Below are 14715 nucleotides of genomic sequence, written 5' to 3' on the forward strand. Positions count from 1 at the left end.
GACAGGCCCGCGCCCAGCCTCACCCCTCCGCGGCCACCCCCACCTTCGCCTTCGCCCACGAGCGTCCGCGCGTGTCCTTCAAGATGTCGTACTCGACGTCGACGTGCGGCTCGATCGCGCTGTACTTGTCGTTCGGCGCGCCGATGACGAGCTGGAAACCGAGCCCGCGCCACGCGCCGATCGCGCGCTTGGTGAAGTGCGCGTCGGCTTTGATGAGCGCCTCGTCGAGGAACACCGGCGCGTACCGCGGGCGCTCGGCCCCGGCATCCCCGAGCTGGTATCGGAGCGCGGCACCAACGATGAACGCGATGAGCTCCTGCGACTCGCCACCGGATTTCTCGCCGATGTGGTCGTAGAGGGCGACGTGCTCCCCGGTCTCGGCGCGGAAGCGCTCGGCGCTCACCCGCACGTGGTTGCGGACGTCGACGAGGTCGGCGAAGTCCGGCGCGGTCGGGCGGATGCGGCCGATGAGCCGGGCCATGCGCCCGTAGACGGCTTCGCGCTCCTCGTCCGATTCGGCCGCGTCGATCGCGGCGCGCACATCCCGCAACTCCCGACGGAACCGGCGACGCACCTCCGACTGGCTCTCGCGCGGCACGATCTGCAGACGGTGCGCGTCGTCGTAGAACGGCAGGTCCTGCATGATGTCGTTGATCGGCGCGATGCGCTCGCGGATCTCGCGCAACGCCCGCGTCAAGGCCGAGTCGAGGCTCGTCAGATCGTTGCCCGACAGGCGCAGCAGCGAATCCCTCCACTCGGCCTCCAGCTCGTGCAGGCCGCTGGCCTCGAGGTCGGCGAGGATGCGCTCGAAGTCGCCGAGCGATTCGTCGGGATCGGCGAGCAGGTTCGGGCTCGGCCACCGGTCGATGAAGGCCGTCAACGTCCGTCGGAGGCCGTCGCGCTGGTCGGCCCACGTCTCCTGCGCGGCCCGCTGCTCCTCGAGCAGACGCTTCGAGGCGGATTCGAGGGCCGCGTCGAACCGCGCGAGCGCCTGAGACGGCGTGGCGTCCGACGCGCCCGGCGCCACGAAGAGACTGTCGAGGTACGCGAGCTCGTCGGCCGTGAGGGCGATTCCCGCATCGTCCGCGCGCTCGAGCAGGATCTGCGCGGCATCCACGTCGTCCGTGATCTCGGCCCACCGTGCGGCGAGCGCCTGCTGCTCGGTCTTCGCCCCGCCGATCTCCTCGCGCAGCCGGGCGGCGCGGGCCCGCGTTCCCGAGATCTGCTCCTGCAACTCCGCGATCCGCGGGTTCCCCGCGGTGATCTCGGCGATCGTCTCGGTCCAGCGCTCGTGGTCGCGTTCGACGGATGCCACATCGATCTGATCCCACGACAGGTCGGCGATCTTCTCGAGGGCGCTGCGCCGTTCGTCGAACGCGTCCAGGGCCGCCGCCGCCTCATCGACCGCGGCTTTGGCCGTCGTGAGGTCGCGGCGTGCCGTCACGATCTGCTCACCGAGCTCGGTCAGCCGCACGCGCGAGGAGAAGCCGAGCACGCTCTGGCGCGTCGAGCCGCCGTGGGCGCCGCGCGAGCCCTGACTCGTCTGACCGGACACGGTCACGGCAAGACGGTGGGTGGCGAGCTCCGCGGAGGAATCCACGCACACGAACGCGAACTGCTGCTCGAGCCGGTCCTGCAGCCAGCCGGTGAACAGGGAGCGGCGGTACTCCAGGCGTCCGGGCAGCGTCGCGGGGTCGAGGCCGGCGCGCTCGGGGAGCCCCGTCGGCACCCCCTCGAACCGCAGACGTTCCGACACGCGCACGCCGTCGATCGCGGACCGGAAGGATGCCAGGTGCGCGGCATCCACCAACAGCGTCGTCGCGAACCCGCCGAGGGCCAGAGTGAACGCCCCGCGCCACGGCTCGTACTCGGTGCGGACGTCGACGAGCTCGGCCACGAAGGGCAGCTCGGCGGCGGTGAGTCCGGCAGCCGCGGCCAGCGCCTCGCGCGCCTCGTGCAGGCGTTGCGGGATGTTGTCGTCGCGTGTCTGCGTGCGGCGGTACTCGGCCTCGAGGGCGGCGAGCGTCTGGCGCAGGTCGGTGTGGGTGCTGCTGGCCGAGACGAACGCGTCGCGGACGGCCGTCTTGGCATCCGCGTCCGCGAGGGTGCGTCGTGCCTCGTCGACGAGGGCGGCGAACCGATCGGCCGACGCCACGTCGACCCCCAGCACCGCCTGCGCCGCCTCGAACCGTTCGCGGTCGCGCTGCATGCCCGCCAGGCGACGCTCGAGCCCCCGCAGCTCACGCTGGGCGGCGTCGAGTCGGTCGCCGCCGGCCGCGCGCAGCACATCGCCGAGCCCCTCGCGTTCGGCCTCGGCCGCATCGGCAAGCCCCTGCCGTTCGCGCACGAGCGCATCGGTGGCGTGCGTACGGTCGCGCAGCTCCGCCTCGACGGCTCCGAGCAGGTCGACCCGTCGCTGCGCACGCCACAGCGACGCGCGCGACGCGGGATCGCCGAAGCGCCCGAGAGCGTCGATGAGGCGGAGGCGCTCCGCGGCTTCGTCGATGCGCGTCTTCATCGCCCGGATGGGCTGCAGCGCCCGCACCTGCTGCCGCGCCTCGAGCATGCGCGTACGCGTGGATTCGAGTCCGTCGAAGTGCGACACGACGGCGTCGGCGACGGCGAGGGTCTCGGGTTCTTCCAGCACCATGCGCTTGTAGAGGTCGTCGACCGTCGTGATCTGCTGCCCGGCTTGGATGCGGGCGAGCAGGCTCATCGCCTTGGTGCCCGCCCCGGCCGCGCCGATGCCCAGCACCGCGTGCAGTCTCGCCGAGAACTCGCGGTCGGTCGCGAGGGTGTCGAGTCCCGTCGCCCGCACCGCGGCATCGGAGAGGTGGGTGCGCGCCGCCGGCTCCAGCGCGCGCAGATCGAACCCGCCGTGCACGGTCGCCCGCACCTTGACGGCGTCGTCGAGGGTGCGCGCGGCCGCCGGGATGTACCACGCCCGCACCGCCGTGAACCGGGCGCCGTCGTGGTCGGCCCACGTCATCGCGATCGCGGTCCACGTGTCGACGCCGTCGCCGCGCAGCACCCGCACCTTCGTGCCCTCGTCGGTGCGCGACTCGTCGAGCTTGCCGCGACCGTACGACAGGATGTTGCGCTGTTCCTGCCCGCGCGGTCGCCCCACCACCGCGCCGTTGGACGCGCCGTTGAACGGGGTCGTGTGGGGCATCATCAGCGCTACATAGGCGTCCATGAGCGTCGACTTGCCCGATCCCGACCCGCCGCACAACAGCGTGGCGGTGGGTGCGAAACGCACGCGGTGCGTGCCGTCGTAGCCGCCCCAGTTGACGAGCTGCAGGTCTTCGGCCACCCACTGCTGCCCGCGGGAGGCGGCGGGGATGAGCCCGAAGAGCGTGTCGAGCATGGTCATGGGAGATCTCCCTCGGTGATGTCGGGGGAACCGGATGCCGTGACCTCGCCGCCGACGGAGCGTGCGGCATCCGTCGTCTGCTCCTCCAGCCACGTCTGCAGTTCCCGCAGCGTCTCGGCGCTCAGGACGACCTCGATGAGGGGGCCGATCCGGTAGCGGCCCTCGGACTCCTCCTCGATGATGCCCTCACGGTCCAGGCGCGCGATGGCGGTGCGGACGGCGCGCTGCTGGCTGGCGCGCGTGCCGTCGCTCTCGGCGAAGTAGGTCAGCACGGTCTGCTCGACCTCTTCGACGTCGACGCGGGCCGAGGCGGTGCCGGCCGTCGACTCTCGCTGGAACACCGTGCGCAGGTACACCAGCACGAGGGTCTCGGCGCGCGAGTACGCCTCGTCCTTCAGGAGGATCGGTACGTCGAGCTCGTCGCTGCGCACCTGCTCCTTGTACGCCACGCCCCGGGAGTGGTCGACCACCAGCCGCACGAACAGGTCGTTCAGACGCGACTCGATCATCTGCTGGTGTTCGATCAGCAGTTTCCATTCGGTGGGGGAGTTCTCCGCGCTCAGGAAACGGCGCTGCAGGATGCGCACGAGCACGCGCCGAACCTCGGCGTCCAGGATGCCGCGGTCACCGGCGAACAGCGCGTCGGGGTCGTTCTCCATCGCGACGGGGGCGATGAACGCGGGGGTGTCGGTGTCGTCTCGACGGGCGAGGGCGTCGACGTCAGTCATCGGTGTCGCTTTCTCTCGTGCCGCCGGCTGTGACCGCCCCGAAGGCGAACCGGCGGATGGTGCCGTCGGGGCGCACGGCCTCGACGATCGAGACGTCGTCGGTCTCGGTGAGGCCGCCGCGGTGCGCGATCTCGAGCAGGCCGACGAGGTCGACCGGGCGGCGGGTGCCGGCGTCGGCGCCGGCGAAGGCGGTCGCGAGGTCGAAGCCCGGGCCGAGGGTGGCGACGTAGGCCTCGAGTTCGGCGTAGTGCGGTCCGCCCCAGGCGCGCGTGTCGACGCCGGCGAACTCGACATCGGGATCCTCGGATGCCAGCGGCTCGGGCGCACCGCTCGGACGCACGTCGTTGAGCGACTGCCGCAGATGACCGATGTCGGCCAGGGGCAGCGTGCGCACGGGCTCCACCCGGCCGGGGGCGCGGGTCTGGCTCCAGCGGTGGAGACCCGCCATGACTCCGCGGAGCAGATCGTCGACCTGACGATCGCGGATGGGGTCGTGCGTGCGCACCTGTGCGGTGATGACGTGCGACGCGCGCCGCTGGGCGGTCAGCACCTCCTGCACACCGGCCTCGACGCGGCGGGCGATGGCATCCAGTTCGCCCCGTTGCTCGGCCGTCATGAGCCGCGAGAACGGCTGGGTGAGCACCGCGTGGAGCTGGTCGGTCAGGTCGTCGATGTTCTCGGGATCGCCGATCAGGCGGAGAGCGCCCTGGAAGGCCCGGCCTTCGGGGGTCGCCTGCATCACCTGGCGGCCCCGTTCGAGGTACTCGCGCAGTACCTCGCCGGTGGGACGGACATCGCGGCGGAGCTCCGCGACGACATCGCGCTGCATGGCGGTGATCGATTCGGCCACGCGCGAGAAGTCGGCGGGCAGCTCGCGGGCGAGATGGATGACGTTCTCGGCCTCCTCGAGCAGATGCTCGTCGTCGAGGGGCTCGATGACGCCCTCGTCCAGCGAGGCGAGTTCGGCGTCGATGGCTTCGCGCTCGGCGAGCAGCACCTCGCGGCGGCGCACGGGATCGCTCTCGGCGTCGCGGGCGAGCCGCTCGACCGCATCGAGCAGCGTGCGCACGCGCGAGCGCGAGACGCGGGCACGGCCCCCGCCCGCGCGACCGGCGATCTCGAGCGCGCCCACGGCGTGCGCCGACAGGCGGTACACCTCGACGTCGTCCTCGATCTGCAGGCCCAGCCATCCCACACGCACCCATCCGCGACAGATCTCGCGGGCGGAACCGGCGGGGATACGGCGATCGTCCTCACCGTCGAGCCCGGCGGCGCGCAGCTCATCGATCGCCTCGGCCACCTCCACGTGCGCGTCGGCGACGGCGACGGCGGGGCGGTCGGGCGAGAACAGCACCGACAGCACGGCCACGACGAAGGGGGCGAACCGTCCGTGCAGCAGATCGAGCGTGGGGTTCTTGAACGCCGTGACCGAGCGCAGGTAGGCGGCTTCGGCGCGGGTTCGGGTCACTGTCTGCAGTCTACCGGCGGGCTGACGCGGGTCGTGATCCCGCGTGCGCGGGTGAGCCGGCGGGCGAGTTCTCGGCGTCCCCGCCGTCGCTCGCGTGCGTCTGCGCCACGTGCGCACGCGGGCTCGAGGCCTTCACCCCGACGCCGGGCTGTCGAAGCCGAACCCGCGCGACCGTGGGGTGCGGCAGTGTCGCGCACACGTCGTGTGCCACCGCCGCACCCCGGCGTGCGTGCCGCCGCACCCGCCGCCGTATCCGCCGGTGCCGACCCAGGAAGGACGACCGTGCGTCACACCCTCGAAGGCCGCTCCGCCGCGGCGGAGCCCCCCACCCGTCGCGGGGTGCTGCGGACAGCGGCGTGGGCGGTCCCCGCGGTCGCGCTGACCGCGACCTCGCCGGCGTACGCGGTGAGCGGCCGCACGCTGTCGTTCTCGGCGGCCTCCTATGCCGGTGTCACGTGCGGCACCATCACGGACGCCGCCGTCCGCGCGCTCGACGGCACCGACGCGTTGACGGGGGCGAGTGTGGTGCTGCAGCTGTCCGACGGGTACACGTTCGACGGCGGCGCGACCACCGCGACGGTCGTCACCGATGCGGGCGGCTCCGCGTCGTGCGGAACCCTCCACGTGCCCGCGGGAGGTGCGACCGGCACGATCGCGGCATCGGCGGCGGGGACGACGGGCGCCACTGCGACCCTCACCTCGTTCGACGCGCGTCTGCTCACCTCGCCGCGCGGACTCACCGACGCCTCGCTCGTTCCGACGGGCGCCGCCCCCGTCGCGCTCGACCTGTACCTGGCGGCGGGCGCCCTCTACCGTTCCGGCGTCGGCGCGGTCGCGACGGGGATCGCGTCGACCGGGGCACTGGTGGAAGCGCCGGAGGCGAACGGCGCGTTCCTGCTTCCCGTGCGCCTGACCGACGGCTCCGCTGCGGTCTTCGACACACGGGCCGCCACCGTCGCCCCGGCCGTGGGGACGCCGACCGGCGCCACCCCGGTCGCCGGCGATCTCTTCCTGTCGGGTACGTCGATCTACCGCTCGGGCGTCGTCCTCGCCGCCGACGTCGACATCACCGGGCAGTTCATCGAGCACGACGAGGGTGCCGGCGGCACCGGCCGCTTCTTGCTGCCCTACCGCGCGACCGATGGGACACCGCGACTGCTGCGCGTGCCCGATGGCGACACCCGTGCCGCTCACGAGTACGGCGAGGCCGACGGCCCACCGGCGGGGGCGATTCCCGTCGCCGACGACCTGTTCATCGCCGGCGGCGACCTCTACCGGGTGAGCTGGGACGGGGCGAGCCCCTACGGCACCGGGGTCGTGGCATCCGGGATCGCGTCGTGGGGAACGCTGACCCCCAACCCGTTCTACGCCGGCGAGCGACTCCTCCCCGTCGTCACGACAGCGGGGACTGCGGCACTGTTCATGGTTTCGGGTAACGCCGTGCGCACGACGACCGCCGTGCCCGCGGGCTCCACCCCACTCGGTGCCGATCTCTTCCGAGTCGGTTCCACCGTCTACCAGGACGCGGTGGGTGCGGTCGCCTCCGACGTCACCGGCGTCGGGCAGCCCGCCCCGGAATCCTTCGGGTCGTCGCGCGTCGTCGTCCCCCTCACCTCGGCGTCGTCGTCATGCTGAGCAGCAAGCGAGAAGGAGACCTCGTGTCGCAGCGTCCCCGTCCCCTCGGTCGGTTTCGGTGGTGGGCGCTGGGCGTGACCGGCGCTCTGCTCGTCGCGTGCGGTCTGTTCGCGGCGGGGGTCGCTCCGCTGCCCGAGACGCATGGCGTCGCGGCGGCATCGCTGCCCACGCCCGGCCCGAGCACCTCACCACCGGTCGCGGGCACGTGGAGCGACGCGCTCGGCATCCCCACCGACGCCACCGACGAGGAGCGCCTGCGGATCAAGCTGACGTACGACATGGTGACGGTGCCCGTCGATCGCGAGGCCGACCTGCGGGCGGTCGAGGGTGTCGAGGTCGTCCACTCGAAGACCTTCGGCGACACCGTCTACGCGGTGGTCGCGTCGCGCGACGCCGCGATGGTGGCGGCGTCGGTCCCCGGGGCGGTCGTCACCCCGAACGAGAAGATCACGGCCAGCGCCGACCAGTCGCCCGTGCCCTCGTGGAGTCTGGACGCCGTCGACAACACCGCCGCGGCCGGCGACGACCACTACCTCTACGACTCCGACGGCACGGGGGTGACCGCCTACGTCGTCGACAGCGGGGTTCAGTCGGACCACCCCGACTTCGGCGGCCGTGTCGACGCGGCCGCCGGTCACGACGAGGTCGGCGACGGACGAGGCACCGAGGACTGCAACGGGCACGGGACGCACGTCGCCGGCACCATCGGGAGCACGACTTACGGGGTCGCCAAGAAGGTGCGCATCGTGCCCGTGCGGGTGCTGGGGTGCGGACGGGAGGGGTCTTACTTCGACCTGCTGTTCGGCATGATCTGGATCGCCGAGGACAACGACTCCGCACAGTCGGTCGTGAACATGAGCATCGGCAGCCCGAAGGCCGATCTGGTGAACGCCTTCGCTGAGGACCTCGTCGATGCCGGGTTCGTCGTCGCGGTCGCGGCCGGCAACGAGACCCAGAACGCGTGCAACACCTCGCCCGCGAGCGCTCCGAAGCTCATCACCGTGGGAGCGTTCGACTCGTCCCGTTCCCTGGCCTGGTACAGCAATTTCGGCCCGTGCGTCGACATCCTGGCCCCGGGCTCCGACATCACCTCGACCTGGCCCGGATCGAGCACCGCCGTCGCCAGCGGCACCTCGATGGCTTCCCCGCACGTCGCAGGGCTCGCCGCGCGTCTGCTGCAGCTGAACCCCACCTGGGGCACACCGCAGGTGCAGGCGGCGCTGACCGGCGCGGCGGCCTCAGGGCACATCTCGGGTCTTCCGGGCGCGACGGTGAACCTCGTCGCCGCCGTGCCCGGCGTGCCGAAGATCGTCACGGTCGCCGCCACCCCCGCCGCCGACGGTGTCGGTATCGCGTGGACGACCAACGCCATCGGAACCTTCACCGCGTTCACGGTGACGGTCACCGACACGACGACCGGTCGCGCGTTCCCCGTCACGGTGTCAGCGCTGCGGTCCTCGACCGTCTTCACCGACGTGCAGGCGGGTCACACCTACGCCGTGGCCGTCGCGGGCACCGCGCGCATGCCCGACGGCACGGTCGTCACGACCGACACCATGACGGCCAACGGCCCCTAGCCGAGACATCGGGTCGCGCGGGGATCTCTCGTCCCGCGCACACGACAAGGGTCGCGCGGGGATCTCTCGTCCCGTGAACAGACCAGGGCCACGCGGGAATCTCTCGTCCCGCGCACACGACGGGACCGCGGCATCCCTCCCGAAGGAGACAGGATGCCGCGGCCCCGGCCACTGTGCTCAGACCTCGGAGTGCGGGCCCGACACCGTCTTGTTGACGCCCGTCACCGGCTGGTTCTCGTCGAACGAGGCGATCGGGCGGCGGAAACCCCGCGTGAGGATGACGAGATACACCACGCCGAGACTGGTCCAGATGAGACCGCCGATGAGTGCGTGCGCGTCGAGGTTGACCCACAGCAGGCCCGTGAGGAGCACGCCGATCCCCGGCATCACGACGTAGCGGAAGATGTCGCCGGGCGTCTTGCGCAGGCCCTTGCGGATGGCGAACCACGCGATGACCGACACGTTCACGAAGGTGAAGGCCACGAGCGCGCCGTAGTTGATGTACGCCGCGATCTGCTCGAGGGTGAACGAGATGGCCAGCAGGCTCACGAGGCCCACGATGACGATGGAGATCGTCGGAGTGTGCGTCTTGGGGTTGACGAAGCCGAAGATGCGGCGCGGCAGCACGTTGTTGCGCCCCATCACCATCAGCATCCGCGAGACCGACGCGTGCGAGGCGAGCCACGACGCCAGGGTCGCCGCGAACCCGGCGGCCGTGAGCACGGCCTGCAGCACCGGGCCGCCGACCTGGACGCCGATCTCGGGCAGGGTGCTGTTCTCGATCGCCTCGGTCGGGAACGCCGACGCGTCGGGGAAGCGCAGCTGCGTGACATACGCCGCGATGAGGAAGATGACGCCACCCGCGACGAGGGTGAGGAGGATCGCGCGGGGCATGATCTTGGGCGTCTTGGCCTCTTCGGAGTACATCGAGACCGCATCGAACCCGATGAAGGAGAAGCACACGATCGTGGCGCCCGCCAGGACGGCGCCGAACTGCACCTCGTCGTGGACGAAGGGTGCGATCGAGACCGGCGTCCCCGCTCCCGCTCCGCCGACGAGCTGCACCACCACCATGACGACGAAGACCGTCATGACGAGGATCGAGAACACCAGCAGGATCATGTTGATGTTCGAGGTCCCGCGCATGGTCAGGTAGATGACGCCCGTGACGCCCGCGGTGAAGACGACGACCCAGAGCCAGCCGGGCACGTCGGGGAAGAGCGCCTCCATGTAGCTGCGCAGGATCAGCGCGTTGACCATGGGGAGCAGCAGGTAGTCGGTGAGGGCGGTCCACCCGACCACGAAGCCGACGCCGGGGTGGATCGACTCGCGGGCGTACGTGTAGGCGGAGCCCGCGCTCGGGATGACCCGCACCATCTTGCCGTAGCTCACCGCGGTGAAGGCGAGCACGATGAGGGCCACCGCGTAGGCCGCGGGGACGACGTTGTTCGTCTCGTCGGCGACGAGGCCGAAGGTGTCGAAGACGACGGTCGGGGTCATGTAACCGAGGCCGAGGCCCACGATCGACCAGAGGCCGAGGGCGCGGGCGAGCTTTGCTGCCGAGCCGGACGTGGCCGTCGGGGCGGCGATGTTGTCGTTCGTGGCTCCTCCTGGAGGGTGCGGTGCGCGATCGGTGTCGCGCGAGCGGGTGCGGTGCGCGATCGGGTGTCGCGTCCGTGGAGCTGATGTCGGGTACAGCACGCGGAGCACCGCTCTGAGTGGGAGCGGACGTGTCGGCCGGGGTCTGGCCGTGGAGCGGAGCGGGTGAGGATGCCGAGCGGGGTGGGCCCGGCATCCTCGATCCCTCAGAGGCGGTTCGCCGCCTCGGTGAGGGTCGCGCGGAGGATCTGTTCGATCTCGATGAACTCGGACGGACCGATGGTCAGGGGCGGGGCGAGCTGGATGACGGGATCGCCGCGGTCGTCGGCGCGGCAGTAGAGCCCGGCGTCGAAGAGGGCCTTGGACAGGAAACCGCGGAGCAACCGCTCGGACTCGTCGTCGTCGAAGGTCTCTTTCGTCGCCTTGTCCTTCACCAGCTCGATGCCGAAGAAGTAGCCGTCGCCGCGCACGTCTCCCACGATCGGGAGATCGAGGAGCTGCTCCAGCGTCGAGCGGAATACGGGGGAGTTGGTGCGGACGTTCTCGAGCAGCCCCTCCTCCTCGAAGACGTCCAGGTTCTCCAGTGCCACTGCGGCCGACACCGGGTGTCCGCCGAAGGTGTAGCCGTGCGGGAACGACGCGTCGCCGTGCGCGAAGGGCTCGTAGACGCGGTCGCTGATGATCGTTCCCCCCAGAGGCGAGTAGCCGCTCGTGACGGCCTTGGCGAAGGTGATCATGTCGGGCTGGTAGTCGTAGGCGCTGGCGCCGAAGTAGTGCCCGAGGCGCCCGAACGCGCAGATGACCTCGTCGGAGACGAGCAGCACGTCGTACTTGTCGCAGATCTCGCGCACGCGCTGGAAGTACCCCGCCGGGGCGGGGAAGCATCCACCGGCGTTCTGCACCGGTTCGAGGAAGACCGCCGCGACCGTCTCGGGCCCCTCGAACTGGATCATCTGCTCGATGCGGTCGGCGGCCCAGAGGCCGAACTCCTCGGGGGTGCCGCCTCCGAAGCCCGACTCTTCGGCGCGGTAGTAGTTCGTGTTCGGCACGCGGAAGCCGCCGGGGGTGACGGGCTCGAACATGTGCTTCATGACGGGCAGACCGGTGATGGCCAGGGCACCCTGCGTCGTGCCGTGGTAGGCGATCGCGCGGGAGATCACCTTGTGCTTGGAGGGTTTGCCCTGGGTCTTCCAGTACTGCTTCGCCAGTTTGAAGGCGGTCTCGACGGCCTCGCCGCCTCCGGTGGAGAAGAAGACGTGGTTGAGGTCGCCGGGGGCGAGGTGCGCGAGCCGCTCGGCGAGCTCGATGGCGGCGGGGTGGGCGTACGACCAGAGCGGGAAGAACGCCAGCTCCTCGGCCTGCTTCGCCGCCGCCTGCGCGATGCGTCGGCGTCCGTGGCCGGCGTTGACCACGAACAACCCGGCCAGGCCGTCGATGTAGCGCTTGCCGGTGGAATCGAAGATGTGGTGGCCCTCGCCCTTGACGATGATCGGGACGCCGGGTCCGTCGGTCATCACCGACTGACGGGAGAAGTGCATCCAGAGGTGGTCGCGGGCTTTCGCCTGGAGGGTGGAGTCGTGGTCGGTGTCGAGAAGGGTCATCGTGTTCCCCAGTTGTAGAGCTGACGGTGGAGCTTGAGATAGACGAACGTCTCGGTCGAGACGATGTCGGGCAGCGACCGGATGCGGTCGTTGAGCAGGTCGATGAGGTCGTCGTCGCTCTCGCACACGACCTCGACGAGCAGATCGAACGACCCCGCGGTCGAGACGACGTACGTCACACCGGGGAGCTCGGTCATGTGCGCCGCCGCGACCCGGGTGTCACCGGAGACGCGCACGCCGATCATGGCCTGGCGTGCGAATCCCAGCTGCAGCGGATCGGTGACCGCGACGATCTGGAGGATGCCGGCATCCTGCATCTTCTGCACGCGCTGGCGCGTCGCGGTCTCGCTGAGGCCGACGGCCTTGCCGATCTCGGCGTACGAGCGGCGCCCGTCCTCCTGCAGCTGCTCGACGATCGCCTTCGAGACGGTGTCGAGGGCGGCGCTGCGTTCGGTCGTAGGAGCCATGATGGGCGACGGTATCAGCGCTCGCGGCGTCTTATCAATGAGGATTCCGACATTCACGAGGGTGTAACAGTGCGGAAACCGTCGCAGGGCGGCGGTCCTTCACCGTCTGGGCGCGCGCGGCCGCGGCCTCCTAGCCGTCGGCGCGCCCGTCATCCATCGCTCCCGCATAAGTTCCGTGAGGGTGCGCCTAGGGGTCCGGTGCCTACGATGCGCCGGTGAGCGCCGTCCTGTCCTCCCCGTCGATCCCCCTGACCCCCGCGACGACCGTAGCCCGCCGCCCGCGCGGCTGGACTCTCGGGCTGGTCGCGATCGGCTCCGTGGCGCTCGTCCTCACCGGATGGGAGGTCTGGGCGGGGACACCGTCGGAGTACTACGCGTCCATCGCGCTGTCGATGAGCCGATCCTGGTCGGACTTCCTCTTCGGCGCCGTCGACCCGGCCGGCACGGTCACGCTGGACAAGATCCCCGGCTCGTTCTGGATCCCCGCGCTGTTCGTCCGGGTCTTCGGATACTCCGCCTGGTCCGTCATCCTCCCCAACGCCTTCGCGGCGGTGGGTGCGGCCCTCGTCACCGCGGTCGCGGCGCGTCGGCTGGCAGGGGTGCGCGCCGGTCTCATCGCCGGAGCGGTCGTGGCGGTCACGCCGATCCTCGTGGCCGTCGCCCGGTCGAACCAGCCTGAGGCGTTCTTCGTGCTGGGAATCTCGCTCACCGCCTACGCGGCCGTCCGAGCCGTGCAGGAACGACGTGCGGGGTGGGTGGTCGCCGCCGGCGCCTTCATCGGGTTGTCGTTCCAGTTCTACATGCTCGAGGCCTGGGCGGTGTGGCCCGCGCTGGCGGCGGCCTACCTGTGCACCCGGCAGTCGTGGGCGCGTCGCCTCGGCCACCTCGCCGTTGCCGGGGCGGTGAGTCTCGCGGCATCCCTCTGGTGGGTCGCGGTCGTCTCCCTCGTCCCCGCGGGGAGTCGTCCCTACATCGGCAGCACGCTCACGAACGACCCGTGGGAGATGGTGTTCGGCTACAACGGCCTCGGCCGGTTCTCGGCCACCGCCGACAGCGCCGCGTACGAGTCGTTCACCCCGCCGTTCTCGGGGGATCCCGGAGTCCTGCGTCTGTTCAACATCCAGCTCGCCGGCCAGGTCGCGTGGCTGCTGCCCGCTGCGGTGCTCGCTCTGGTGGTGCTCTGGGTGCTGCGCTTCCCCCGCCCGCTGGCGGTGCTGCTGACCGTATGGTTCGCGACGTTCGCGGCGATGTTCTCGGCGGTGTCGGGAATGCACCAGTTCTACACGGCCGCCCTCGCCGTCCCCCTCGGGCTCGTCGTGGCCACCGCCCTCGCGGTCGCCCGGCGGGCGGGTAAGACGTGGCCGCAGGTGGCCATCGTCGGTGTCGCCGGCGCGACCGCACTCGGGATCGGTCTCGCGTACGGCGGGTACAGCGTCCCCGTCGCGGTCGCCCAGGCCGCCGTGGCGGGGGTCGCGATCGCCCTCCTCCTCAGCCGCCACCGGGCCCGACCGGTGACGACCGTGGCGCTGCTGGTCGGGCTGCTGCTCACGCCCGCCGTGTGGTCGGCGGTGACGGTCGCGCACCCGAACTCCATCAATCCCGTCGCCGGCGGTGTCTCGACGATGTCGGGGGGCTTCGGTGCGGGGATGCCGGGCGGCGGTGGCCGTGGCGCGGCCGGACCGGGCGCGATGCCCGGGGGCGGCGGAGCACCCGGCGGCTCGTCGGCGCAGGGCGGGTTCGGACAGGCTCCCGGCTCGAGCGGTGGGCGCGGCGGGACCGACGGCGGTGGGGGACGCCCGTCCGGCGCATTCGGCGGCGGGTCGCCGCAGGGGACAGATCAGGGCGGCGTCGACACCACCCTTCTCACCTGGCTCACGCAGAACGCCGGTGGGTCGACCTACCTCGCCGCGACCTTCGGCGCCCAGTCGGCGGCGCAGCTCATCGTCGCCTCGGACGGCGGATCGTTCCTCCCGATCGGCGGCTTCAACGGCACGGATGCCGTGCCCACCCTCGACGGGTTCGTCTCCCTCGTGCAGTCGGGACAGGTGCGCTACGTCATCGACGAACAGCGGCGCGGGAGCGGCGGGACCGGTGGCGGCGACTCCTCGGACACGACGACGTCGGCGCAGATTCGGGAGTGGGTCGTGCAGAACTGCGCGGTCGACGACAGCGCCCCCTCGACGGTCTACGCCTGCGGGTGAGCGGGGCGTGACCGGCAGCCGGGTCGCGGTCGTGCGGGTGCGGTCGCGGTCCCGTGTGGGTGAACG

9 protein-coding genes are annotated in these 14715 nt (G+C 71.2%); 3 read left to right on the top strand and 6 right to left on the bottom strand.

The genetic code is table 11. The features are described 5' to 3' along the window. Window positions 1-19: 19 nt before the first annotated feature. The 3 genes from QRO03_RS12975 to QRO03_RS12985 are packed head-to-tail and all read right to left on the bottom strand — an operon-like array spanning window position 20 to window position 5569. Entirely contained in the window at window positions 20-3373 is a 3354-nt protein-coding gene (locus QRO03_RS12975; RefSeq protein WP_285137909.1) for an ATP-binding protein, read from the bottom strand. Continuing rightward, window positions 3370-4101 carry a DUF4194 domain-containing protein gene (locus QRO03_RS12980; RefSeq protein ID WP_285137910.1) on the bottom strand — a complete coding sequence of 244 codons (732 nt, stop codon included), beginning with the start codon at window positions 4099-4101 and terminating at the stop codon, window positions 3370-3372. Before QRO03_RS12980 ends, QRO03_RS12975 begins: the two co-directional genes overlap by 4 nt. Further along, window positions 4094-5569 carry a DUF3375 domain-containing protein gene (locus tag QRO03_RS12985; protein WP_285137911.1) on the bottom strand — a complete coding sequence of 492 codons (1476 nt, stop codon included), beginning with the start codon at window positions 5567-5569 and terminating at the stop codon, window positions 4094-4096. Before QRO03_RS12985 ends, QRO03_RS12980 begins: the two co-directional genes overlap by 8 nt. Window positions 5570-5851: 282 nt before the next feature. On the opposite strand from QRO03_RS12985, the gene QRO03_RS12990 reads away from it, so the two are divergent. Together QRO03_RS12990 and QRO03_RS12995 are read left to right on the top strand one after the other, a co-directional pair. Continuing rightward, entirely contained in the window at window positions 5852-7204 is a 1353-nt protein-coding gene (locus QRO03_RS12990; protein ID WP_285137912.1) for a hypothetical protein, read from the top strand. 23 nt (window positions 7205-7227) lie between these two features. Beyond that, complete coding sequence (locus QRO03_RS12995) at window positions 7228-8781, top strand: S8 family peptidase (RefSeq protein WP_285137913.1); 1554 nt, start codon at window positions 7228-7230, stop codon at window positions 8779-8781. 177 nt (window positions 8782-8958) lie between these two features. Here QRO03_RS12995 and QRO03_RS13000 read toward each other — a convergent pair whose 3' ends face one another. The 3 genes from QRO03_RS13000 to QRO03_RS13010 all read right to left on the bottom strand — a co-directional run bounded on the left by QRO03_RS13000 (window position 8959) and on the right by QRO03_RS13010 (window position 12448). Beyond that, a complete protein-coding gene (locus QRO03_RS13000) occupies window positions 8959-10371 on the bottom strand; it encodes an APC family permease (RefSeq protein WP_285138029.1) in 1413 nt (470 codons plus the stop codon). 215 nt (window positions 10372-10586) lie between these two features. Then, window positions 10587-11981 carry an aspartate aminotransferase family protein gene (locus QRO03_RS13005; protein ID WP_285137914.1) on the bottom strand — a complete coding sequence of 465 codons (1395 nt, stop codon included), beginning with the start codon at window positions 11979-11981 and terminating at the stop codon, window positions 10587-10589. Then, window positions 11978-12448, bottom strand: coding sequence for an Lrp/AsnC family transcriptional regulator (locus tag QRO03_RS13010; RefSeq protein WP_285137915.1), 471 nt, complete (start codon window positions 12446-12448; stop codon window positions 11978-11980). Before QRO03_RS13010 ends, QRO03_RS13005 begins: the two co-directional genes overlap by 4 nt. A 215-nt stretch (window positions 12449-12663) precedes the next feature. Here QRO03_RS13010 and QRO03_RS13015 point away from each other — a divergent pair, with 215 nt between their 5' ends. Then, window positions 12664-14649 carry an ArnT family glycosyltransferase gene (locus tag QRO03_RS13015; RefSeq protein WP_285137916.1) on the top strand — a complete coding sequence of 662 codons (1986 nt, stop codon included), beginning with the start codon at window positions 12664-12666 and terminating at the stop codon, window positions 14647-14649. Window positions 14650-14715 lie beyond the last annotated feature (66 nt).

It is taken from the genome of Microbacterium sp. lyk4-40-TSB-66 (assembly GCF_030209475.1).
GTDB lineage: Bacteria > Actinomycetota > Actinomycetes > Actinomycetales > Microbacteriaceae > Microbacterium.

What these genes read in the sequence shown, in the direction of transcription:
- QRO03_RS12975 (WP_285137909.1), bottom strand. Translation starts at nt 3,373, where the DNA reads ATGACCATGCTCGACACGCTCTTCGGGCTCATCCCCGCCGCCTCCCGC.
- QRO03_RS12980 (WP_285137910.1), bottom strand. Translation starts at nt 4,101, where the DNA reads ATGACTGACGTCGACGCCCTCGCCCGTCGAGACGACACCGACACCCCC.
- QRO03_RS13005 (WP_285137914.1), bottom strand. Translation starts at nt 11,981, where the DNA reads ATGACCCTTCTCGACACCGACCACGACTCCACCCTCCAGGCGAAAGCC.
- QRO03_RS13010 (WP_285137915.1), bottom strand. Translation starts at nt 12,448, where the DNA reads ATGGCTCCTACGACCGAACGCAGCGCCGCCCTCGACACCGTCTCGAAG.